Raw genomic sequence first — 22,727 nt, forward strand, 5'->3', positions numbered from 1 at the left:
ATATAACGATGGAGATAGAGTTGATAATGCCTGTGGCGATGGAGCCGCAGTTAAGGTTTGCAATAAGGGAAGGCGGGAGAACTGTGGGGTCAGGCGTAGTTACTGAAATTATAAAGTAATTAATATCTAAAGTCAGTCTCGTCCAGTAAAATCTAGGCTGATTTGGATTTTTATATAATTCTAAATAGGATTAAAAATTTATGGTAAATGAAAAAACAGTTCCAACACAGCGTTTGAGAATTAAGTTGCGTGCATACGATCATAAAATGTTAGATGATTCGCTCGCAAAAATTGTTGAAACAGCAAGACGTACAGGTGCGGCAATAACAGGTCCCGTTCTTTTACCGACTCACATAAAGAAATATACGGTTAACAGATCGGTTCATACAGATAAAAAGTCGCGCGAACAGTTTGAAATGAGAATTCACAAAAGGTTGGTGGATATACGTGAGCCCTCTTCAAAAACTGTTGAAGAGCTTATGAAACTTGATTTGCCGGCAGGCGTAGATATTGAAATCAAGATGTAACAACAAAGATACTTGAAATTTAAAAAGACGCCGCTTGAGAAAGCGAAATCAAAACGTAATAAAAATACTTGAATTTTAGAGAGAAAATATGTTAAAATCAATAATTGGCAAAAAAGTAGGCATGACGCAAGTTTTCGACGATAAAGGAAATCTCATTCCTGTTACTGTCGTCGAAGCAGGTCCTTGTATCGTTACGGGCGTACGCACGATGGAAAAAGATGGATACACCGCGGTTCAGCTTGGATTCGGAGATGTTGAAGAAAAGAAGCTCAACAAACCTCAGGTTGGAATGTTTAAGAAAAACAATCTCTCTCCAAAAAAAGTTCTCAGAGAAGTAAGAGTTAATGATGTTACTCCTTATTCTGTGGGACAGGAAATCAAAGTTGATTTATTTAAAGCAGGCGATTATGTCGATATTTCTGCGCTGACCAAAGGTAAAGGCTTTGCTGGAGTCATCAAGAGACATAATTTTGGCATGCAGCCCAGAACTCACGGGCAGTCAGATAGAATGAGAGCCAGAGGTTCCAGCGGCGGACAGGGTCCGCAAAAGCTTTTTAAAGGCATGAGAATGTCTGGACATTTAGGTAATGAATATGTTACAATCCAAAAATTATTGGTTGTAAATGTTGACCCTGAAAAAAATCTTATGCTTATAAAAGGCGCAGTTCCCGCAGTAAAAACCGGAACACTTTTTATAAACAATACAATAAAGAAGATACCGGTTGTGCAGGAAATAAAAGCTGTGGGCAAGAAAAAATAAGAATCGGCGGGGTGACTTGTAAATAAATGACAGTGATTAGCTATGCGTTTATAATCAGCAGCGGTGATTAATAGCTGTGCGAAGATGATTTGAGAGTAAAAAATAGAAATGATTGCTATGTTTTCTAAAATTGAGTTGACGATAAAAGTTTGCAAAAAAGGCTGAAAAATAAAAGTAACTGCTGCAGAAATATTTGGCAGACGAAATTGAAAATAAAAATAATTTTCGAATTTTGCATATAGAGATTTATTTTTGTGGGCTGTGAAACGGGAAAAATAAAAAGTAATTCAAGAGAGAATGTAAAATGGAAACAATAGTTTATAATGCCAAAGGTCAGGAGAAAGGGAAAATAGAGCTTCCCCTTTTTTTCAGTACAGAAGTATCGAATACGCTTTTACATGAAATAACTACGGCCTATTTGAACAACCAAAGATCTGGTACGCACAAAACGAAGTCAAGAGGCGAAGTTTCTTTTTCTGGAGCAAAACCATGGAAACAGAAAGGTACGGGTAATGCTCGTGCCGGTCAAAAAAACTCTCCTCTTTGGAAAAAAGGTGGAGTTATTTTTGGACCTAAACCGAGAGATTATTACACAAAAATGTCAAAACAGAAAAAAAGACTTTCTTTGAATATGGCGTTTGCGGCTCAGTTACAGAATGGAAATGTTATATTTGTGGATTCAGTAAAAGTCGATGAAGCAAAAACAAAAAAAGTTGCCGAACTTATAAAGAATCTTAAAGTTGATGGAAAAAAAGTCATATTTGCCATAAATGCCACCGCAGATTTTAAAGTTGCGGCACGCAATATTGAAAACGTGGTAGTAGAAAATATAAAAAATGTAAATGCTTATCAGCTTCTTTGGGCTGACAAAATTATTACTACGCCCGAAGCTATAGAAAGCATTAGAGAGAGACAATCTTTATAAAAAAGATTGTCTTTATTAATTTGACAGGGAATAAAATGGATATCAGAAATATTATCAAGAAACCTTTAGTAACAGAAAAAGCTTCCTTTATGAAAGAAAAAGACAATAAGTATACTTTTATGGTGGATAAAGACGCAAACAAGTTTCAGATTAAGCAGGCCGTTGAAACGTTGTTTAAAGTAAGAGTCGAAAGCGTGCATACTTCAAACTATAAAGGTAAAGAAAAGAGAATGGGCATGCATTCAGGATATAGAAGTGATTGGAAAAAAGCAATTGTTAAACTTGGTAAAGGCCAAGAAATTCAAATGGTCGATGAAGCCTAAATGGCTGGTAAAAAATAAAATTTTCCGCTGAATATCTGTTGGAAAATTTATTTAGAAGTAACTATGGGGTTGCCGGCAAACGTGCTCCCCGATAACAGGAAGAAAACATAGATGCCGATTAAAACATTTAAGCCATACACTCAGTCCAGAAGACAGATGTCAGTTTCGGATTTTTCAGACATTACAAAAACCACTCCAGACAAATCTTTAATCAAAATTCTTAAAAAGTCGGGCGGCCGCAACAATACAGGTCAAGTAATGGTGCGTTTCAGAGGAGGGGGCCATAAAAGATTTTATAGGATAATTGATTTTAAAAGGGATAAAATAAATGTTCCGGCTGAAGTTGTAGCTGTCGAATACGATCCTAACCGTTCAAGCAGAATAGCGCTTCTGCAATATAAGGATGGCGAAAAAAGATATATAATTCAGCCTGCGGGAGTAAAAGTGGGAGATTCGCTTATGTCAGGTCCGGATGCCGAGATAAAAGCGGGTAATGCTCTTCCTATTTTTAATATTCCAATAGGTACGTTTATACATAACATCGAGCTTGCACCCGGAAAAGGTGCACAACTGGTGCGTTCGGCGGGTGCTGCAGCGCAGCTTCTTGCAAAAGAAGGTGATTATGCTCACATAAGAATGCCTTCAGGAGAAATAAGGCTTGTCAGGGTAAAATGTTATGCGACGATTGGGCAGGTAGGTAACTTAGACCATGAGAATGTTACGATAGGCTCTGCAGGAAGAAACCGCCACAAAGGGTTTAAACCGCATGTGCGCGGAACTGCAATGAATGCTGTTGACCATCCTCACGGAGGAGGCAGAGGCAGATCTAAAGGTAACAATCAGCCGAGAAGCCCATGGAACCAACCTGCTAAAGGTTTTAAAACCAGATCGCCTAAAGTGTGGGACTGGGTTATCGTAAGCCATCGTAATAAAGCAAAGAAGTCGTAGTGGAGGAAGAAAATAAATGAGTCGTTCAACTAAAAAGGGCCCTTATGTAGATGAGAAGCTTTTGAAGAAAATGCAAAAGCTCAATGAAACCGGTGACAAAAAAGTTATCAGGACATGGGCTCGCGCTTGCGTGATAACTCCGGAATTTGTAGGACATACAATAGCAATACATAATGGTAAAAAATTTCTACCGATTTTTATATCGGAACAAATGGTCGGCCATAGGCTCGGAGAGTTTGCTCCCACGAGGACGTTCAAAGGGCATGGCGGCATGACTAAACAGGAAACTTCACTTACATAAAAAGAAAAAGGACAAATTAAGATGGAAGCAAAAGCTACGGCAAAGTTTGTGAGATATACACCGAGAAAAGTAAATCAGGTCTGTACGCTTATCAGAGGCCGAAAAGTAGAAAAAGCATTTGAAACACTTTCTTTTCTTCATAAGGCTGCCGCAACGCTCGTCGAAAAAGTCTTAAAAAGTGCAACGGCAAATTCTGGCAGACTTAAAGATTTTTCAGGGTTAAAAGTAAAAGAAGCCTGGGTAGGAAATGGACCTATCTTAAAAAGAATGAGACCTGGTCCTATGGGAAGAGGAATGCCCATCAAAAAAAGAACGTCACATCTGACAATAGTCGTTACTGATGTCGGTGTTGTGCCGGATAAAAGAAAGAAAAAAGCTGCTGTAAAATCGGTAAATGCAAATACATTGACTATAAAACCTGAAATGGATAAAACTAAAAAAGGGTTAAACGCTAAAAAAGAAGAAAAAATAAAGTAAAAGGGTAAGGCAAAATATGGGGCATAAAGTTCATCCTAAAAGTGTAAGATTAGGGTATATCAAAGATTGGGATTCCAAGTGGTTTAATCTTAAAGAAACTCCGGACTTCATTGAAGAAGACCGCAGGATAAGAACCGTTCTTAAAGAAAAACTTAAATTGGCTTCCGTTTCAAAAATAGGCATTGAAAGAGCGGGAAAATATCTCCGCGTCAATATCTATACTGCGCGTCCCGGAATAGTGATAGGAAAGGGCGGGCAGGGGATTGAAACTTTAAGAAAAGAAATTGAAAATATGACTTCGAGAAAAACTTTTGTAAATGTCATGGAAATTAAAAGACCTGAAATTGACGCGCAGCTTGCTGCAGAAAGCATTGCCTTTCAGCTGGAAAGACAGATTGCTTTCAGAAGAGCAATGAAAAAAACTATTGAAAAAGCGATGACAGCTGGAGCGCAGGGAATAAAAGTCATGGTTTCTGGAAGGCTTGGCGGCGCTGAAATTGCCAGAACGGAATGGCTTAAAGAGGGAAGAGTTCCTCTTCAGACTTTTAGAGCGGACATAGATTATGGTTTTACTGAGGCTTACACTACGATGGGACAAATTGGAGTAAAAGTTTGGATATTTAAAAAAGAGCATTTTAAAAAGAGTGCAAAAGAATTGCTTGAAGAAGCGAAACTTGTGGACACGGAAACTTTAGCGGTGAATGCGGCTAATCCAGAAGGGTCTAAATAAATTATAAGACATTAAGTTGAGGACATTTATATGTTAATGCCAAAAAGAGTAAAATATAGAAAGACACATAGGGGAAGAATGAAAGGCAACGCTAAAGGCGGTACGTATTTAGCGTTTGGTAAGTACGGTCTTCAGGCTCTTGAGCCTGTGTGGATAAACAGCAATCAAATAGAAGCTGCTCGTATAACGCTCACAAGGTTTACAAAAAAAGGTGGAAAAGTTTGGATCAGAATATTCCCTGATAAACCAGTCACAAAAAAGCCTGCTGAAACCAGAATGGGTAAGGGTAAAGGCGATCCGCAGTTTTGGGTAGCAGTGGTAAAGCCTGGAAGAGTGATGTTTGAGATGGAAGGAATTCCCGAAATGGAAGCTAGAAAAGCTTTAAAGCTTGCTTCCAATAAACTTCCGATACACACAAAAATTTTAGTGAGAGCGGATATTTAAGATGAAAAGTAAAAACTGGCAGGAAATGCAAAATATGTCTAACGCAGAACTCGCTGCGAAACTCAACGATATGCAGGACAGGATTTTCAAATTGAAGTTTCGCCATACAACTGCGCCCGTAAAAAATCCTCTTGAGATAAGAATTTTAAGAAGAGATATTGCAAGGGTAAAAACTCTCCTTGCGCAAAAAAGCGAGTCTGATAATAAGACGATATAATAGGAAGGAAAAATGGCAGAACGTGGAAAACGCAAATACCGTACAGGTATAGTAATAAGTGATAAAAGTAGTAAAACAAGACTAGTTTCCGTTGAGATATCATACCGGCATGCTTTATACGACCGTGTTATACGTTCGAAAAGAAAATTTTCGGTACACGATGAGAAAAATGAATCACATATAGGTGATACTGTTAAAATAATGGAATGCAGGCCTTTATCAAAGACGAAGAGATGGATAATGGTTGAGATTATAAACAAAGCATAAGGGCAGAGTTGCCCGTTTGAGGTTAAAAAATGATTCAAGAAAGATCCATTTTAAATGTAGCAGACAATTCAGGTGCAAAATCAGTACGCTGTTTTAGAGTGACAAAAGGTCTAAAACGCCGTTATGCAAGTATCGGAGATGTTATACACGCTTCCGTTCAGGATGCAATACCACATGCCAACATTAAAAAAGGCGACGTAGTCAAAGCCGTTATAGTGCGTACAGTAAAAGAAATACGCAGAGCGGATGGAACATACATAAAGTTTGACGACAATGCAGCTGTTATCATCAATGACGAAGGAGAACCTAAAGGGACTCGCATATTTGGACCAGTGGCAAGAGAGCTCAGAGAATGCAATTATCTTAAAATAATTTCTTTGGCTCCGGAAGTGATTTAACTAAAGTAGTAATGGGATATAAAAATGCTCAATATTAAGAAAAAAGATAAAGTAATTGTTTTATCAGGTAAGTATAAAGGCAAAAAAGGCGAAGTTCTGAAAGTTTATCCGGAAGATGCGAAAATTATAGTCTCTAAAGTTAATTTTGTAAAAAGACACACGAAGCCCACGCAGAGAGATCCGGGCGGAATCCGTGAAAAAGAAGCTCCTATAGCTATCGGCAAAGTAAAGCTTGTCTGCCCCAAATGTAATCAGGCGTCCAGACCTAAATTTGATGAACTTTCAGATGGGAAAAAAATAAGAATATGCCGTAAGTGCGGCGAAATGATAGTATAAGGGAAATAATAATGAATCAACCTCGTTTAAAAGAATTTTATCGAAAAAACGTAACACCGAAATTGCTGAAACAATTTAAATTCAAAAACGTCCACCAGGTTCCGAAACTTGAAAAAATTGTAATCAATATCGGCGTAAGCGAAGCCAAAGACAATATCAAAACTTTGGAAACGGCTATTTCTGAACTCGGATTGATAACGGGACAGAAGCCCGTTACATGCCGTGCGAAAAAGTCCGTATCAAACTTTAAAATCCGTCAAAATATGCCGATAGGCACGAAAGTTACTTTAAGAAACGCGATAATGTACGAATTTTTGGACAGGCTTATAAATATTGCGATTCCGCGTATAAGGGATTTCAGGGGAATTGAGCCTAACAGTTTTGACGGAAAGGGAAATTTTAATTTAGGCATTACGGAACAGTACATATTCCCAGAGGTAAACGTTGAAAAATCTGACAAGTCAAGAGGTATGAATATAACGATAGTAACGTCGGCAAAAGAAGACGAACATGCAAAAGCTTTGCTAGATCTTCTCGGAATGCCTTTCAAAAAAAGAGACAATAAATAAGACAAAGGATATTTATTTATGGCAACAACTTCAGCAGAAGCAAAGATGAGAAAATCCCAAAAATTCTCGACGCGTTACAGGAATAGATGCCGACTCTGCGGCAGGCCGCGCGGCTATTATAGGGATTTTGGGCTTTGTAGAATATGTTTGCGCAAATTAGCGCATAACGGAGAAATACCAGGTATTACAAAATCAAGCTGGTAATATTTTATTTAAAGAGGTCGGTTAATGATTACGGATCCAATATCAGATATGTTTTTACGCATACGCAACGCGAATGCGAAGCTTCATGAAAAAGTTGACATTCCATCTTCGAAAATGAAAGTGGAACTGGCAAGAATTCTTAAAGGGGAAGGTTATATTGCCAATTACAAAAATATTGAGGACCATAAACAAGGAGTTTTGAGAGTTTATCTTAAGTATACTACTGAAGGCAAACAAGTTCTTCAGGGAATCAAAAGAGTTTCAAAGTCAAGTCTCAGGATATATAAAGGTTATGCCGATATGCCTAAAACTTTCGGAGGTTTAGGCATTACTGTCGTGTCAACATCGAAAGGATTGATGACGGACAGACAGGCTAGAAGAGATAAGATCGGTGGAGAAATAGTCGGGTATGTCTGGTAAAAAATTTATATTGAGGATCAAACAATGAGTCGCTTAGGTAAAAAGCCGGTTGTGTTACCGGACAAAGTTAAAGCCGAATTTAAAAATGGAGTCCTTGAAATGTCTGGACCTAACGGAAAGCTCTCCCAGCCAATCGATAAAAAAATATCCGTGAAAGTAGAAAATAATTCTGTTATTTTGGGAGCTCTTGGAAAAAGCCGCGAATATAACATGATGCACGGACTTTATAGAGGGCTTACAAATAATATGGTTGAAGGTGTGACGAAAGGTTTTAAGAAAGAGCTTGAAATAGTAGGTTTGGGTTATAAAGCGAATATCGAAGGCGGTAAAAATTTGGTGATGTCAGTGGGATTTTCCCATACAGTTTCTATTCCCATACCTCAGACGGTGAAAATTACCGCGGCTTTAACGCCTGACAAAAATACGCTCATTACTGTAACAGGAATAGACAAATACGAAGTGGGTGCTTTTGCTGCAAAAGTAAGAGCGGTAAAACCGCCGGAACCATATAAAGGTTTCGGAATAAGATATGTTGGCGAACACATAATAAGAAAAGCCGGAAAAGCAGCGGCCGGCGGTAAAAAATAGAGGAAATAGATGAAAGATTCAAAAAAAAGATTTGATTACCGCGTAAAAAGAGTAAGAAGCAAAATTGAAGGTACGCAGGAAAGGCCGCGTTTGGCGGTTCACCGCGGACATAAACATATTTATGCTCAAATAATAGATGACAGCAACGGAGTAACGCTTGCCGCCGCTTCGACTTTGTCTCCGGAACTAAAAGGAAAGCTCAAGGTTACAGATACGGTCGCTGCCGCGAAGTCCGTTGGAGATTTGATAGCGAAAAAAGCTGGTGAAAAAGGCGTGAAAAAAGTGGTTTTTGACCGCAGAGGTTATGAATATACAGGAAAAGTAAAAGCTCTTGCGGATGCTGCCAGAGAAAACGGATTGGAATTTTAACGGCAGAAGCTGGGAAGTTTGGAAGCTGAGTAATGGCAAAAACTTCTTTGCTGAAACAAATACATATATATATTGATTTATAGAGCGTTTGAATGGTTGTTAAATAAGTTAAGATTTAAGAGCGTTTAGCTCCTCTAAACTTCCCAGCTACCCAGCTCTCTAAACTTTTATTTGGAGGATCAGTTGGCTGAACAATTTGGAAAACAAAATCAAAATGACAGTGGTTTGAAAGAAACTGTTGTAGCGGTTAACAGAGTTGCAAAAGTCGTTAAAGGCGGAAAAAGATTTTCTTTTAACGCTTTGGTGGTCGTTGGAGATGGAGCGGGTAAAGTCGGCTGTGGTCTCGGAAAAGCAAACGAAGTGCAGGCAGCCATACAAAAAGGCAGTACTCATGCCGCCAAACATATGGTTACTGTGCAGCTTAAAGGAAGCACCATCCCTCACGAAATAATCGGTGTATCGGGTTCAGGAAAAGTACTGTTAAAACCTGCAGCGCCAGGTACAGGCGTTATAGCCGGTGGTGCAGTGAGAGCAGTTCTTGAAGCTGTCGGGATAAAAGATATTCTTACAAAATCCATGCGATCTTCAAATCCTTTTAACGTAGTTTATGCCGCAATAGAAGCTCTTAAAGAGCTTCGTACGAAAGAAGATGTGGCAAAAATCAGAAATAAAGAGGTTGCGGAAATATGATAGGCTTAAATAATTTAAAGCCCGCAAAAGGCTCAAAACATAGAAAAAAAATTGTGGGACGTGGTCTTGGTTCGGGCATGGGCCGCACGGCAACACGTGGTTCAAAAGGTCAGAAGTCGCGTTCCGGCGATGGCTCGAAAAAAATAGGATTTGAAGGTGGACAGATGCCTATTTTACGAAGAATTCCTAAAAGAGGTTTCAATAACAATATGTTTCGTAAGGAATATGAGATAGTCAATATTGACAAACTTAACAAATTTGAAGCGGGCGCAGAGATTACCGGAGATAAACTTAAGGAAGCCGGCATGATCGCAAAATCAAAGCCTGTTAAAATACTTGGGATTGGAGAATTACATAAATCTTTAACTGTTAAGGCGGCGGCTTTTTCGAAATCTGCCGCAGAAAAGATAAAAACGGCAGGCGGAAAAGCCGAAATAATAAAATAACGGGAATACTATATGCATAACAGTTTCGCTGATATTTTTAAAGTTCCTGAATTAAAAAGAAGAATATTTTTTACTTTACTCATTATCATTGCTTACAGAATAGGAGCCTCAATTCCTATTCCAGGCATAAATGCTGAAGCTGTCAAATCTTTATTTGCAGCGCAGGGCAACGGGCTTTTGGGTTTCCTTGACATGTTTTCTGGCGGCGCTCTAAACAGAATGTCAGTTTTTTCTATGGGTATAATGCCCTATATCAATGCATCCATTATCATGAGCTTAATGCAGGGCGCACATGTAATTCCTTATTTGGACAGACTGGCAAAAGAAGGCGAACAGGGCAGAAAAAGGCTTACACAGATTACAAGGTATGGAACGCTTATCTTGGGAGCTATTCAGTCTTTTGGACTGACGATGGCTATAAGCAGGATGCCTACTCCTTCTGGTATGCCGATAGTAGTTGATCCTTCGCTGTCATGGATAATAATGACCATAACTACGCTTGTTACAGGTACGGTTTTAATAATGTGGCTCGGCGAGCAAGTTACGGAACGAGGTATAGGCAACGGCATATCTTTAATAATATTTGCAGGTATAGTCGAAAGGCTCCCTCACGCCTTTTTTGGAGTTGTAAAACTCGTACGCATGGAAGAGCTTTCACTTTTTTATGCTTTAGGGCTTTTGATTCTTATTTTGCTTGTTCTTTTGGTAGTTGTGTGGGTTGAAACTGCTCAAAGAAAAATTCCTATACATTATGCTAAAAGAATGGTCGGAAGAAAAATGTATGGTGGACAGACGTCATTTCTTCCTTTAAAAGTTGACCAGAGCGGGGTTATTGCTGTTATCTTTTCAGTGTCTATATTGTCAGCGCCGCTGACCGTGGCGCAGTTTGTTCCAGAATGGACAATTGCGGGGTTTCCTATAGCGAAAAAAATAACTGAATGGTTTAATCACGGGTCGGTTTGGTATAGTGCAATTTATGCCGCGCTTGTTATTTTCTTTTGTTATTTTTATAATTCCATTTCTTTTAACCCGAAAGATTTGGCTGAGAATATGAAAAAGTCCGGCGGATTTATACCAGGAATAAGGCCAGGAGATCCGACGGCACAATACATACAGAAAGTCTTGGAAAGAGTTACTTTGGGCGGCGCTTTATTTGTTGCCTGTATAGCCGTTTTACCAGATTATTTGAGGACGATGATGAGCGCTCCATTTTTTTTCGGAGGAACTTCGCTTCTTATAGTCGTAGGCGTTTCTCTTGATACTATAGGGCAGATAGAGTCTCATCTTATTATGCGCCATTATGAAGGGTTTATGAAAGAAGGACGCATAAAAGGCAGATGGTTTAACATAAAATAGCAGGACGGGGTTTGGCATAAGAGAAAAAATGTGTGATGATAAAGAACAATGGATTTAAGCAGAAAAACGGCGGAGTACGTGCAAGAGAGGCAAGGTAAAGAGTTGGTCGGGAGATATCGCGTGGTTTTGGGTGAAAGCGAATTGAAATTAAAATAAATTTTTTAAAAGGCTTTGAAATGAATTTTATATTATTAGGAGCGCCTGGAGCTGGAAAAGGTACTCAGGCAAAACTTATTGCTGAAAAATACGACATAGTTCATCTTTCTACTGGAGATATGTTCAGGGAAGCAAAAAAACAAGATAAAGAACTTGACGCTTTGATGTCGGCCGGTAAACTTATATCTGACGAGATAGTTATAAATATGGTTAAAAACCGTTTGAAGAAAGATGATGTAGCCGTCGGCTTTCTTTTGGATGGGTTTCCGAGAACGGTGAAGCAGGCCGAAGAATTAGATAAAATACTTAAAGCCGAAAATAGAAGCATAGATGCGGTTTTTTGTATAGAAGTAAGTTCAGAAGAAGTAGTTAAAAGAATTTCAGGAAGACGGTCCTGCGGAAAATGTAAAGCTGATTTTAACATTGTGTTTAATCCGCCAAAAGAGGAAAATATGTGTGATTTTTGTAATGGCACGCTTATTCAGAGAGCTGACGATAAAGAAGATGTAGTTCTCAACAGGCTTAAAGTTTACGAAAATCAGACAAAACCGCTGGCAGAATATTATAAAAAAGCCGCTCTTTTGGCAAATATTGACGGTTTGAAAGATGAAAAAGGCGTGTTTGAACAAATAGTAAATTATATTGAAAATCGGAAAAAATAAATTGTTTTTTAAAAAGAGCAGTATTGAGATTAAAACAAAATACGAATTGGAAAAAATGAAAGTTGCGGGCAGGGTTGTCGGAGAGATTTTACAAAAACTTTCCGAAATCATAAAGCCCGGAATTACAACTAAAGATATAGATGAATTTTCCGAAAAATATATAAGATCATTGAAGATGATACCTGCTTTCCTCGGATATAGAGGGTACCCTGCTTCGGCATGCGTTTCAATAAACGATGAAGTGGTGCACGGGATTCCGAATGCTTCCCGTACGCTTAAATCAGGTGATATAGTTTCTGTTGATATGGGAGTAATTTACGAAGGCTATTATGGCGACGCAGCAAAAACTTATGCAGTCGGCAGCATCTCCGACACCGCCGCAAAACTGATGGAAATTACCGAACTTTCATTACAGAAAGGCATAGAGCAGATTGTGCCTGGCAACAGGCTCGGCGATATTTCTTTTGCGGTTCAAAAGGCTGTAGAAGAAGCAGGTTTTTCAGTAGTAAGAGATTTTGTAGGGCATGGTATCGGAAGAGCCATGCATGAAGAACCACAGATTCCTAACTTCGGAAAGGCAAATACAGGCATAAAACTTTTACCGGGCATGGTTTTAGCGGTTGAACCCATGGTAAATGTAGGCGGCTATGAAGTTGACATACTTGACGATGATTGGACTGTCGTGACAAGAGATGGCAGTTTGAGCGCTCATTTTGAGCATACTATCGCCATAACAGAAAAAGGGCACGAAATATTAACTAAGGTATAAAATGACAAAAGAAGAAAAAATCGTCGTTGATGGTAAAATTCTGGAATCTCTACCTAATGCGATGTTTAAAGTCGAAATTGAGGGCGGGCATATAATTTTAGCGCATATTTGCGGTAAAATGAGAATGCATTATATTAAGATTTTGCCCGGCGATAAAGTAAAATTAGAACTCTCCCCCTATGATTTGACAAGGGGAAGAATAACTTATAGAGAGAAATGAATTTGAGAACGCAGGCAGTTTAAGCGAATAGTAAAAATATAGAGTTAAGGGTAAAAATTTTAATACACTGTATTTTGCACAGAATATGAGTTGTTGTTTTTGAACAAAACTTATCATTTGCGCTTTTGCAGTTTAAAGGGAGATATAAAAATGGAGAAAATTAAAGAAAACGTTGTAAAATACGGGCGCTTGATTTTGGATATAAGCGTGGTAGTTGAAGCGGTGGTTGTCGTATTGTATTTTTTAATATCATCGATAACTGTTATAGCGCGCGGTAGTTTTTTGTATTTCTTGATATCTTTAGTTACCAGTGTTATTGCGTTGCTTGCGATAATAGTTTTTAATTATCTTGTTTATTTGATTATAGATATACGTGACAGTTTAATAAAACTTACAAACAAATAAGAAGAATTTTAACGGAGTAATAAATGAAAGTTAGAGCATCAGTAAAACCGATCTGCCAGAAGTGCAAAGTCGTAAAACGTAAAGGCGTCGTAAGAGTGACGTGTTCGGATCCCAGACATAAACAGAGACAGGGATAATTTTTAAAGCACAAAAGAAGTTAAATGGAGGAAAGATAATGGCGCGTGTAGCTGGAGTTGACTTACCTAAAAATAAAAGACTTGATATAGCGCTCAGATATATTTACGGCATAGGACCTGCTATAGCAAATGAAATGATTGCGGAACTCGGTTTAGATGCCGCAAAAAGAGTTAAAGATTTGACGGAAGAAGAAGTCAATAAAATCAACACTTTAATCACGAAAAATCTTAAAGTTGAAGGTGATTTAAGACGTGAAATTCAGGGAAATATAAAAAGGCTCATAGAAATCGGAAGTTACAGAGGGTTGCGGCACAGAAGAAATCTTCCTGTAAGAGGGCAGCGTTCTAAAACAAATGCGCGCACAAGACGCGGAAAGAGAAAAACCGTTGGAGCAGGCAAAGCGCAGCCTCAGGGCAAAAAAGGTTAATAATTTATATAAGGTAATTTTTACGGAGGCTGGAAATGGCTGATGAAAAGAAGTCTGGTTCAAAAAAGAAAATTAAATATACAGGCGGTGTAGCCAGAGCGTATATATTGTCATCTTTCAATAATACGATAGTGAATATAACAGATGAAAGAGGAAATACTTTGGCATGGGCATCTGCCGGAGGCGCGGGATTTAAAGGAACGAAAAAAGGTACTCCTTTTGCAGCTCAGATGACAGCTGCCACCGTAGGAAAAAAAGCTTTTGATTTCGGAGTAAAACAGGTTACGGTTTTTGTTAACGGACCCGGACCTGGAAGAGAAACGGCGATAAGAGGATTACAAAGTTCTGGTTTGATAATTACGGCAATTAAAGATATTACGCCGGTACCGCATGACGGCTGTCGTCCGCCTAAACCGAGAAGAGTATAATATTGGCATTTTTTCGGCATCACGGCTGCTGTCGGAAGAACGCTTAAAATGAGGTAAATAATTTCGGAGGATTTTAATAGATGTCACGTTATTTAGAGTCAGTATGTAAATTATGCCGCAGGGAAAAAGAAAAACTTTTTCTTAAAGGCGAAAGATGTTCTGCGAATTGCACTCTTGATAGAAAAAGAGGCAAAAATGGTCCTGGTCAGCACGGTGCAGGAAAAAGTAAAATGTCAGATTATGCAAAACATTTGCGTGAAAAACAAAAGGCAAGAAGAGTTTATGGTTTAACGGAAGAACAGTTTCGCCACTATTACGTTTTGGCAGAAAAGATGAAAGGTTCTACAGGTGACAATCTGCTTCAGCTGCTTGAGCTGAGGCTCGACAATGTTGTTTATCGTTTAGGTTTTGCTTCTTCAAAAAAAATGGCTAGACAGATTGTAAATCACGGAAATATTTTTGTTAATGACAAGAAAATAAATGTGCCGCGCTATCAGGTTAAAGCCGGCGATGTGATAACCGTTCCGGAAAAATACAAAGAAAATTTCGTATTGAAAAAACTACTTGAAAAAACGTCAACGAATATTCCATCGTGGCTTAATTTCGATAAAACTAAAGTTGTGGGAACCGTCGTAAGCGAGCCTCTTCCGGGTGAAACTTCCCATCCTATAGATAGTCAGCTCATAGTTGAATACTATTCAAAATAAACTAACAGCCTTTCGGCTTGTTAAGCGAGGTTATACAGCATGAAAATGCCAGATTTAGAAAAACTACGTAAGCTAACAATTGATGAAAAAACGGCTACTGAATTTTATGGTCGTTTTACCGCAGAACCTTTTGAACGCGGTTATGGTCATACAATAGGAAATTCTTTACGCAGAATTTTACTTTCAAGTCTTGAAGGCGCTGCGATAGCTTCCGTTAAGATTACTGGAGCTTTGCACGAATTTGCCGTATTGAAAGGTGTCAAAGAAGATGTTGCCCAGATTATATTAAATCTTAAAAAAATTAGAGTGAAACTTCATACGGGCGAGTCGGAAAGACTTTATTTAAAAGTAAAAAAAGCAGGCAAAGTTATGGCAAAAGATATCGAAGTCAATGCAAACGCCGAAATAATGAATCCCGAACAGGAAATAGCGAATATAGATAATGGTACAGTTCTTGAAATGGAAATGGAAGTCATGTCCGGAAAAGGATATGTGCTTGCTGACGAAATAAAAAATCATAAACATTCCGTGGGAACGATAGTGCTCGATTCACTTTTTTCCCCTATAAAGAAAGTGAATTATGAGGTTGAAAATACGCGTGTTGAACAGATTTTAAATTATGACAGACTTGTTATGGAAATTTGGACCGACGGTTCAGTCGCGCCGAAAGATGCACTTATAGAATCTGCAAAAATTTTAAAAAACAGCTTAAATATATTTACCGGGGTACTACCAGAAGAAACACTTGTCGAAGAAGAAACGATGGAAAAAGAAGATGATAAGTTTGCGGATATTCTGGAACAGTCGCTGGGAATTATGGATCTTTCTACAAGATCTTCAAATAGTTTGAAAAATGCTGGAATTGAGACTTTGAAGGAACTTGTTGCAGTTAAAGAAGAAGATATGATGAATTTCGATAATTTTGGCAAACGTTCACTTGAAGAAATTAAAGGGAAGCTTGCTGAACTCGGATTGTCGCTCGGAATGGATATTAAAAAAGGAGCGGTAAAATGATAAAGAATTATAACGGGAGCAAACTCGGTGTTACAAGTTCACATAAAAAAGCCATGCTTCGTAATTTGGCATCCGAACTGTTTCTCCATGAAAAAATAACGACCACTTTGCCAAAAGCCAAAGAGCTTGTAAGCTATTCTGAAAAGCTTGTTACAAAAGCAAAACCAGGAGACTTGAACGCTAAAAAGGCCATTCACGGCGAAATTAACAATAAAGAAGTCGTAAAAAAAGTTTTTGAAGTTTTGGTGCCGAGATATAAAGAAAGAAAAGGTGGATATACACAGATTCTTAAAGTCAGTCACCGGCGAGGCGACAATGCCGAAATGGCTATAGTCAGATTGGTAATATGAAGCAGTTTAAAAGTTGAGAGTGAGCGGTCGGAATAAATGACAAAATGATTTTTATTCTCATATGCTGTTAGTTTCATCTTTTGCTTTTATTAAAGTTTAAGGATAAAAATAAAATGTTTAATTATCTTTTCAGCTTGTTTTCAAATGATATGGGTATAGATTTGGGAACGGCTTCTATTTTAGTTTATTTGAAAGGGCATGAGATAGTTCTCAGAGAACCTTCCGTTGTCGCTATGGAAAGAGATACGAAGAAGGTTCTTGCCATAGGCGCCGAAGCAAAAAGAATGCTTGGTAAAACTCCGGCAAATATCATAGCTGTAAGACCTTTGCGTAACGGCGTTATTGCAGATTTTGAAGCTACGGAAAGAATGATTAGGTATTTTATTAAAAAAGTACACAGCAGAAGAAGTCTTCTTCATCCAAGGGTAGTTATAGGTGTTCCTTCTGGAATAACCGAAGTCGAAAGACGCGCTGTGAGAGAGTCCGCCGAGCAGGCCGGGGCAAGAGAAGTTTATCTTATTGATGAACCTATGGCAGCTGCAATAGGAGCTGGAATTCCTATACAGGAGCCAGAAGGAAGTATGATTGTAGATATTGGTGGTGGCACAACTGAAGTGGCCGTCATATCGCTGGGCGGAATGGTTGTGGCCAAATCACTGGGCATTGCAGGTGATGAAATGGACGAAGCTATCGTACAGTATTTCAGAAAAAAATATAATCTCATTATTGGCGATAACACAGCGGAAGAGGTTAAAATGAAGATAGGTTCGGTTTATCCTCTTGAAAAAGAAATGACAATAGATGTTAAAGGCAGAGATCAGGTTACAGGACTTCCAAAAACCGTTAAAATTACTTCAGAAGAAGTAAGAACTGCTTTGTTAGATCCGGTAAAAGCCATTGTCGAAGTCATAAAAAATACTCTTGAGGAAACTCCTGCAGAGCTTGCTGCTGATTTGGTTGACAGAGGAATAATAATGAGCGGCGGCGGTTCTCTGGTTAAAGGTTTGCCGGAACTTCTTGCTCAGGAAACAGAGCTTCCCGTAAATCTTGCAGACGACCCTATAACCTGCGTAGCAAGAGGTACTGGAATTTATCTTGAAGAGTTGGACAATCTCAAAAGTTTTAAAAAAGATAGATTTTAAAGTCTACAGGAAGCAGAGTAAAGCCAAAAAGCCGGGCAATGTTCAGTAGCATATATTCTGCGAAGAGCTGTTGCCCATAAAGACTTTATCCTGGCACTGTGACAAAAAACTGTTGATGCCAAACTTATATTTTCAGTGTGTTGATGATAGCACCAGCGTACGGTAAGCCAAAAAATAAAGTATGTAATGACATGCAAGAATGAAGCTTGGCAACGGTACTGTTTCGTAAGTCGTGATATTGGCAGCATCTCGCTTGAGAAGGCAGTTCTTTCCATTGGCTAAGCCTCTAAACTTCCCAGCTTCTAAGCTTCTGAACAGTGCCAATTTTTTTGCCGTCACAACAAAAAAATGCAAAATAATCAAAATTCAAAATATGCGAATATCATTTTAATAATATTTCTTTTAATAGGATTTCTTTTTGTTGCCGCAAACCTCACTCCTCCCGTAAAATTAATTAAAAAATTTATTTATTATGTCGTTTACCCAAATATTAGCACTGCAAATCAAATATTCCAATCCGTAGGAAATCTTGCCGACAATATTAAATCCATAGTTTATGTCAGGCAAGAAAACTTCTTGTATAAACAAAAAAACCAAGAACTACTCGATCAGCTCCGCAACTATGAAACCATGTCCACTCAATACGAAAAACTCAGCTATCTTCTTAATATTCCAAAAATAGCAAAAAGAAAAACAGTTTTTGCCAGAGTTTCGGTCAGATGGCCGGGCGAATGGTATCAATGGTTTATTATCGATAAAGGTTCAGATTCTGGTTTGTACAATGAACTCCCGGTTGCGTTTCCAGGAACTGACGGCATTTTGTATGCAGTAGGCCGTATAGTCGAAACGTATAAAAGCTCTTCAAAAGTCGCGCTGATAACGAATGCCTTGTCCGCAATTCCGGTACAGTTTAAAGATAAAAAAATCAATTGTCTTGCGGAAGGTTTTAATACGGGGGAGATTAAAGTTACTTATATTCCTGTTCAATCCGACATTAAACCAGGCGATATTATTGTCGCCAGTCCTTTGAGTTCAGTTTTTCCAGAAGGAATGCCGGTGGGCATAATAACAAACGTTTCCCGGGAACCTTCTCTTGATTTTAAAACCGCTTCGGCAAGTATTTTATTTGATTCCGATAACCTTTATGAAGCGGTTATCTTGGTGCCGCAAGAGGAGGAAGAGCAGAAATGATAAGAATTGTTTATTATATTGTTTTTTACATGTTATGCTGTCTGCTCCAATTTTTTTTTGGACAATATTTGCATGTCCGCGGAGTATTTCCAAACTTTATTTTGATAGCGGTGACATATCTTGGTCTTTCAAGAGGAAAGTTAAACGGAGAAGTGATGGGATTTTTTTTAGGACTTACATGGGACATTTTTTCTACCGATGTATTTGGCGTCAGGGTAATAATTTTTACCATAATCGGATATCTATCAGGAAGCATGAATAAGGATTTTGATAAAGATAATGTCTTTACACAGATAGTTGCGGTATTTTTGGCAAATATAGCCTATTGGATAGGGTTCAGTCTTATTTATTATATTATTCCAGAAGAAGGATCGGGAAGCTATAAACCTTTTGTAATTACCGCTCAGGGTTCACTTAAAATCGCTTTAACTGTAATAATCGCACCTTTGATTTTTTATATTTTAAATGTGGCGGAAAGATTTGGAAGAAGGCATATAAATGGTATGGCAAAGAGAAGATAAATTTTCTTATGAGATGTTTCTTGAGAAACACAAGATAATTCTTGTGTTTCTCATATTTATGTTCGTTTTGCTTTCTTTAAGGCTGCTTTATCTTCAAATAGTTAAAGGCACAAATTACAGGAACATTTCAGAACAGCAGAGAATGCATAACACGCATGAACGCGCTCCGCGCGGAGTTATTTATTTCGATAATGGAAAAAGCATAATTGCGGGGAATGATTTTACTTATGTAGCTTTATTTTATCCTTTTGAACAACAAAAAATGCCTTCGGAAGAAACGATTGAAGAACTTAACAAAATACTTAAAAGAGACATAAAACCCACAGTTGACAAAGGCTGGCGTTATGGCAGGGTCATAAAACTTGCCGACAATTTAACTATTGAAGAAATGTTCAAAATTCAGGAAAAGAAACTTGCTCTCAGCGGCATATCTGTCGTTAAAGAACCGAAAAGAATTTATTTTTTGGCTGAAGCGAACAGCCATATAACCGGCTATACTGGCGAAATAAGAGCGGATGAAATCGAGGAACTTTCAAAAGACGGGTATAAAATGGGCGATTATATAGGAAGAGGTGGGATAGAACAGGCATACGACAGAGATTTGCAGGGAACGGACGGCGGCTGGCAGTTTGAAGTTAATGCTAAAGGACATCAGACCAAAGCGTTCCGTTACATTGCGCCAAAAATAGGAGCAAATGTTTACACTACAATAAACATGGAACTTCAGTCCGCCGCATATGAAGCTTTAAGAAACAGTACAAGCGGTCGTGGAGCAGCCGTTGCAATCGATGTCAAAACAGGCGCAGTAAAACTTTTGGTGTCGTCTCCAGGTTTTGATACAAATAAGGTAAACAGCAAAGATTTTAATAATTTTTTGAACGATAAAAATCTTCCGCTTTTTAACAGGGCACTACAGGCTTTGTATCCTCCCGGTTCAATATTTAAAATTATAACTTTTGCCGCGGCAGCTGACCTTTTGGATATAGACCCTAAAGAAACAGAATATTGTACTGGAAGTTTTGAGCTCGGCGACAGATGGTATAACTGTTGGCTTAAAACAGGGCATGGAAAAGTAAATATGATTTCAGCAATGGCTCAGTCTTGCAATGTTTATTTTTATCATCTCGGGTTAAAGCTTGGCGTAAAAAATCTTGAAAAATATGCTAAAAAGTTTTATCTTGGAGAAAAAACCGGCGTTGACCTGCCTAACGAAAAGAAAGGTTTTGTGCCTAATCCCGAATGGAAAAAACTTAAAATGAAAATGTCATGGCTGCAAGGCGATACTGTTATTCTTGCCATAGGGCAGGGTGCTCTTTGGGTTACTCCTTTACAAATGGCGGATATGATTGCGGCAGTCGCAAACAATGGAATATACTATAAACCGTTTATCGTAGATAAAATTGTCGATATAAATGGGCAGCAGCTCTATAAACATATTATAAAAATAAATGAACCCATAGAACTTGAAGAAGAAACTTGGCAGCTCCTTCATGAATCGCTTATTGAAACCGTTGAGAAAGGCAGTGGAAAAAGAAGCAAACTTGACGGAATTAAAGTTGCAGGAAAAACCGGTACAGCCCAAAATCCGCAGGGAGAAGATCATGCTTGGTTTGTCACTTATGCACCTGCAGACAATCCTGAAATAGCGATTGCGATTATAGTTGAAAACGGCGGTGGCGGCGGGCTTAATGCCGTACCAGCAGCAAGAAAAATATATGAAAAGTATTTTAATATTGAGCCAGCAGATAATGGGAGACAAAATGAAAGATAAGGAAAAAGGCATACTGCAAAGGCTTGTTTCGGGAGTGGACAGGCTGCTCATATTTGTCGTTGTGCTTATTATAACCGTGGGTATTTTTGCAATATATTCGGCTACCACAAATTCTGGAACTTCTTCAAAATATCTTTCTATACAATTTTTGGCTTTAGGCATAGGCATTATAGGAATGCTGGTTCTTACAGTTTTTAATTATCAGTATTATAAACAATTTGATAAAACGGTATATATTCTTTCGATTTTGCTTTTAATTTCTGTTTTGATTTTTGGTTCGGAAATAAGAGGCACAAAAGGCTGGTTTAAATTTGGGTTTGCATCTTTTCAGCCAGTTGAAATCGCCAAACTTATGTTTATCCTGACGCTTTCTTCATTTTTGGACAGAAGATGGAAAGATGCAAAAAAGCCGCTTATTTTTATAGGCGCTTTTTTGATTTTAATGGGACATCTGTCACTGATAATGATGCAGCCAGATTTTTCTTCCACATTGTCCTACCTTCCCGTGACGCTTGTGCTTCTATATCTTATAGGTATTGAACCTTTCTATCTTTTATGTATAATAATTTTTGGTGCGCTTGCCATAGGAATTCCTTTGGTAAATACATTTTTGAAGCTTCAGCCGGTTTTGGAGCAAAATGCTTCTTTCGGTGGAAACTTTTTAAGCTTGATTTATGAAGGACATACCGGAATATACTTGGTGGTCGCTGCGGTATCTCTTACATTTTTTGCCTGGTGGCTTATGTGGAAATTAAGGATGAGAGTGTCGATTTTATATCCGGTTTTGATAACATGTTCGATAACATTTGGTTCTCTGGCTTCTATTCCTGTCGAAAAATCGCTTAAAGAATATCAGCGCAAAAGACTCGTAGTATTTTTAAATCCGTCAGCCGATCCTCGCGGTGCTGGATACAATATAATACAATCTAAAATTGCCATAGGTTCTGGAAAACTTTTAGGTAAAGGTTTTATAAAAGGCACACAGACGCAGCTGGGCTTCTTACCGGAACAGCATACAGATTTTATCTTTTCAGTGATAGGAGAAGAAGGCGGCTGGGTTATATCGCAGCTTACGATTTTATTTTATCTATTTTTTATATGGCGCGCTCTGGTCATTTCGGTTGAAGCACGCGACAGATACGGTTCACTTGTATCTGCCGGTCTTGCCACAATGTTTGCTTTTTACGCGATAATAAATATAGGTATGGTTATGGGGATAATGCCCGCAACAGGTGTTCCGCTGGTTTTAATGTCTTACGGAGGTTCTTCAATGGTATCATCGCTGCTGGGTGTAGGAATCCTCCAGTCAATCCATATGAGAAGGCATACATATTATTAATAAGCGGCGGTACATGCCGCGATTAAAAGGAAAAAAATAAAACAAATCCTGTTTGTAATTGTGCAGCTGCCTTTATGTAATATGAAAAACATTTAAAATGGAGCTGGAAATGCCAAAGGTAGATTATATAGTTCCTGAATTTAATAAATTAAAATTTAAGGAACTTTTTAAAAACTTGGATTTTAAAGAAGA

Annotated in this window: 36 protein-coding genes and 1 pseudogene; all 37 read left to right on the top strand. The window is 38.3% G+C overall.

Annotation, left to right across the window (positions count from 1 at the left end):
- Positions 1-119, top strand: a 119-nt coding sequence (locus LBD46_02595) for a hypothetical protein (GenBank protein MDR2426059.1), incomplete at its 5' end; no start/stop codon positions are given.
- Between the two features lie 81 nt (positions 120-200).
- Positions 201-527: a 30S ribosomal protein S10 gene (rpsJ, locus tag LBD46_02600; protein ID MDR2426060.1), complete on the top strand. Its 327-nt coding sequence runs from the start codon at positions 201-203 to the stop codon at positions 525-527.
- A gap of 88 nt (positions 528-615) precedes the next feature.
- On the top strand, positions 616-1,287 hold the full coding sequence (gene rplC, locus LBD46_02605) for a 50S ribosomal protein L3 (GenBank protein MDR2426061.1): 672 nt from the start codon (positions 616-618) through the stop codon (positions 1,285-1,287).
- Between the two features lie 304 nt (positions 1,288-1,591).
- The gene (rplD, locus tag LBD46_02610) at positions 1,592-2,212 is read left to right on the top strand and encodes a 50S ribosomal protein L4 (protein MDR2426062.1); all 621 of its coding nucleotides are present in this window, start codon (positions 1,592-1,594) and stop codon (positions 2,210-2,212) included.
- 35 nt (positions 2,213-2,247) lie between these two features.
- Positions 2,248-2,535 carry a 50S ribosomal protein L23 gene (gene rplW, locus LBD46_02615; protein ID MDR2426063.1) on the top strand — a complete coding sequence of 96 codons (288 nt, stop codon included), beginning with the start codon at positions 2,248-2,250 and terminating at the stop codon, positions 2,533-2,535.
- Between the two features lie 111 nt (positions 2,536-2,646).
- Positions 2,647-3,483: a 50S ribosomal protein L2 gene (rplB, locus tag LBD46_02620; GenBank protein ID MDR2426064.1), complete on the top strand. Its 837-nt coding sequence runs from the start codon at positions 2,647-2,649 to the stop codon at positions 3,481-3,483.
- A gap of 16 nt (positions 3,484-3,499) precedes the next feature.
- Positions 3,500-3,784 carry a 30S ribosomal protein S19 gene (gene rpsS / locus LBD46_02625; protein ID MDR2426065.1) on the top strand — a complete coding sequence of 95 codons (285 nt, stop codon included), beginning with the start codon at positions 3,500-3,502 and terminating at the stop codon, positions 3,782-3,784.
- Positions 3,785-3,805: 21 nt separating this feature from the next.
- Positions 3,806-4,126 (top strand): annotated as a pseudogene (gene rplV, locus LBD46_02630) (50S ribosomal protein L22).
- Positions 4,127-4,277: 151 nt separating this feature from the next.
- A complete protein-coding gene (gene rpsC / locus LBD46_02635) occupies positions 4,278-4,991 on the top strand; it encodes a 30S ribosomal protein S3 (protein ID MDR2426066.1) in 714 nt (237 codons plus the stop codon).
- A gap of 30 nt (positions 4,992-5,021) precedes the next feature.
- Positions 5,022-5,435 carry a 50S ribosomal protein L16 gene (rplP, locus tag LBD46_02640; GenBank protein ID MDR2426067.1) on the top strand — a complete coding sequence of 138 codons (414 nt, stop codon included), beginning with the start codon at positions 5,022-5,024 and terminating at the stop codon, positions 5,433-5,435.
- 1 nt (position 5,436) lies between these two features.
- A complete protein-coding gene (gene rpmC, locus LBD46_02645) occupies positions 5,437-5,652 on the top strand; it encodes a 50S ribosomal protein L29 (protein MDR2426068.1) in 216 nt (71 codons plus the stop codon).
- Positions 5,653-5,664: 12 nt separating this feature from the next.
- Entirely contained in the window at positions 5,665-5,919 is a 255-nt protein-coding gene (gene rpsQ / locus LBD46_02650; GenBank protein ID MDR2426069.1) for a 30S ribosomal protein S17, read from the top strand.
- Positions 5,920-5,948: 29 nt separating this feature from the next.
- Complete coding sequence (gene rplN, locus LBD46_02655; protein ID MDR2426070.1) at positions 5,949-6,317, top strand: 50S ribosomal protein L14; 369 nt, start codon at positions 5,949-5,951, stop codon at positions 6,315-6,317.
- Positions 6,318-6,341: 24 nt separating this feature from the next.
- Positions 6,342-6,653, top strand: coding sequence for a 50S ribosomal protein L24 (gene rplX, locus LBD46_02660; GenBank protein MDR2426071.1), 312 nt, complete (start codon positions 6,342-6,344; stop codon positions 6,651-6,653).
- A gap of 11 nt (positions 6,654-6,664) precedes the next feature.
- Positions 6,665-7,222 carry a 50S ribosomal protein L5 gene (gene rplE, locus LBD46_02665; GenBank protein ID MDR2426072.1) on the top strand — a complete coding sequence of 186 codons (558 nt, stop codon included), beginning with the start codon at positions 6,665-6,667 and terminating at the stop codon, positions 7,220-7,222.
- Between the two features lie 18 nt (positions 7,223-7,240).
- The gene (locus LBD46_02670) at positions 7,241-7,426 is read left to right on the top strand and encodes a type Z 30S ribosomal protein S14 (protein ID MDR2426073.1); all 186 of its coding nucleotides are present in this window, start codon (positions 7,241-7,243) and stop codon (positions 7,424-7,426) included.
- A 24-nt stretch (positions 7,427-7,450) separates the two neighbouring features.
- Positions 7,451-7,846, top strand: coding sequence for a 30S ribosomal protein S8 (rpsH, locus tag LBD46_02675; protein MDR2426074.1), 396 nt, complete (start codon positions 7,451-7,453; stop codon positions 7,844-7,846).
- A gap of 24 nt (positions 7,847-7,870) precedes the next feature.
- Entirely contained in the window at positions 7,871-8,434 is a 564-nt protein-coding gene (rplF, locus tag LBD46_02680; protein ID MDR2426075.1) for a 50S ribosomal protein L6, read from the top strand.
- Between the two features lie 9 nt (positions 8,435-8,443).
- Positions 8,444-8,803, top strand: coding sequence for a 50S ribosomal protein L18 (rplR, locus tag LBD46_02685; protein ID MDR2426076.1), 360 nt, complete (start codon positions 8,444-8,446; stop codon positions 8,801-8,803).
- Between the two features lie 225 nt (positions 8,804-9,028).
- The gene (gene rpsE / locus LBD46_02690; protein MDR2426077.1) at positions 9,029-9,493 is read left to right on the top strand and encodes a 30S ribosomal protein S5; all 465 of its coding nucleotides are present in this window, start codon (positions 9,029-9,031) and stop codon (positions 9,491-9,493) included.
- A complete protein-coding gene (gene rplO, locus LBD46_02695; GenBank protein MDR2426078.1) occupies positions 9,493-9,939 on the top strand; it encodes a 50S ribosomal protein L15 in 447 nt (148 codons plus the stop codon). The genes rpsE and rplO overlap by 1 nt, the downstream gene beginning before the upstream one ends.
- A gap of 12 nt (positions 9,940-9,951) precedes the next feature.
- Entirely contained in the window at positions 9,952-11,295 is a 1,344-nt protein-coding gene (secY, locus tag LBD46_02700; protein ID MDR2426079.1) for a preprotein translocase subunit SecY, read from the top strand.
- Between the two features lie 176 nt (positions 11,296-11,471).
- Positions 11,472-12,113 (top strand): adenylate kinase, encoded by a 642-nt coding sequence (locus tag LBD46_02705; protein ID MDR2426080.1) that lies wholly within the window; start codon positions 11,472-11,474, stop codon positions 12,111-12,113.
- Between the two features lies 1 nt (position 12,114).
- Entirely contained in the window at positions 12,115-12,882 is a 768-nt protein-coding gene (gene map, locus LBD46_02710; protein MDR2426081.1) for a type I methionyl aminopeptidase, read from the top strand.
- A gap of 1 nt (position 12,883) precedes the next feature.
- A complete protein-coding gene (gene infA, locus LBD46_02715) occupies positions 12,884-13,102 on the top strand; it encodes a translation initiation factor IF-1 (protein MDR2426082.1) in 219 nt (72 codons plus the stop codon).
- A 150-nt stretch (positions 13,103-13,252) separates the two neighbouring features.
- The gene (locus tag LBD46_02720; protein MDR2426083.1) at positions 13,253-13,507 is read left to right on the top strand and encodes a hypothetical protein; all 255 of its coding nucleotides are present in this window, start codon (positions 13,253-13,255) and stop codon (positions 13,505-13,507) included.
- A 23-nt stretch (positions 13,508-13,530) separates the two neighbouring features.
- Positions 13,531-13,644 (top strand): 50S ribosomal protein L36, encoded by a 114-nt coding sequence (gene rpmJ / locus LBD46_02725; protein MDR2426084.1) that lies wholly within the window; start codon positions 13,531-13,533, stop codon positions 13,642-13,644.
- Between the two features lie 38 nt (positions 13,645-13,682).
- Positions 13,683-14,072 (top strand): 30S ribosomal protein S13, encoded by a 390-nt coding sequence (gene rpsM / locus LBD46_02730; GenBank protein ID MDR2426085.1) that lies wholly within the window; start codon positions 13,683-13,685, stop codon positions 14,070-14,072.
- 35 nt (positions 14,073-14,107) lie between these two features.
- Positions 14,108-14,500: a 30S ribosomal protein S11 gene (gene rpsK, locus LBD46_02735; protein ID MDR2426086.1), complete on the top strand. Its 393-nt coding sequence runs from the start codon at positions 14,108-14,110 to the stop codon at positions 14,498-14,500.
- An 80-nt stretch (positions 14,501-14,580) separates the two neighbouring features.
- Positions 14,581-15,207 carry a 30S ribosomal protein S4 gene (gene rpsD, locus LBD46_02740; protein MDR2426087.1) on the top strand — a complete coding sequence of 209 codons (627 nt, stop codon included), beginning with the start codon at positions 14,581-14,583 and terminating at the stop codon, positions 15,205-15,207.
- Between the two features lie 39 nt (positions 15,208-15,246).
- Positions 15,247-16,221 (top strand): DNA-directed RNA polymerase subunit alpha, encoded by a 975-nt coding sequence (locus LBD46_02745; GenBank protein MDR2426088.1) that lies wholly within the window; start codon positions 15,247-15,249, stop codon positions 16,219-16,221.
- Entirely contained in the window at positions 16,218-16,571 is a 354-nt protein-coding gene (gene rplQ / locus LBD46_02750; protein ID MDR2426089.1) for a 50S ribosomal protein L17, read from the top strand. Before LBD46_02745 ends, rplQ begins: the two co-directional genes overlap by 4 nt.
- 113 nt (positions 16,572-16,684) lie before the next feature.
- Positions 16,685-17,713, top strand: coding sequence for a rod shape-determining protein (locus tag LBD46_02755; protein MDR2426090.1), 1,029 nt, complete (start codon positions 16,685-16,687; stop codon positions 17,711-17,713).
- Positions 17,714-18,061: 348 nt separating this feature from the next.
- A complete protein-coding gene (mreC, locus tag LBD46_02760; GenBank protein MDR2426091.1) occupies positions 18,062-18,904 on the top strand; it encodes a rod shape-determining protein MreC in 843 nt (280 codons plus the stop codon).
- Positions 18,901-19,425, top strand: coding sequence for a rod shape-determining protein MreD (mreD, locus tag LBD46_02765; protein ID MDR2426092.1), 525 nt, complete (start codon positions 18,901-18,903; stop codon positions 19,423-19,425). Before mreC ends, mreD begins: the two co-directional genes overlap by 4 nt.
- A complete protein-coding gene (gene mrdA, locus LBD46_02770) occupies positions 19,403-21,196 on the top strand; it encodes a penicillin-binding protein 2 (protein ID MDR2426093.1) in 1,794 nt (597 codons plus the stop codon). Before mreD ends, mrdA begins: the two co-directional genes overlap by 23 nt.
- Positions 21,186-22,535, top strand: a complete 1,350-nt coding sequence (gene rodA / locus LBD46_02775; protein MDR2426094.1) for a rod shape-determining protein RodA — start codon at positions 21,186-21,188, stop codon at positions 22,533-22,535. Before mrdA ends, rodA begins: the two co-directional genes overlap by 11 nt.
- Positions 22,536-22,727: the final 192 nt, after the last annotated feature.

The organism is Candidatus Endomicrobium procryptotermitis (assembly GCA_031279415.1).
Taxonomy (GTDB): domain Bacteria; phylum Elusimicrobiota; class Endomicrobiia; order Endomicrobiales; family Endomicrobiaceae; genus Endomicrobium_B; species Endomicrobium_B procryptotermitis.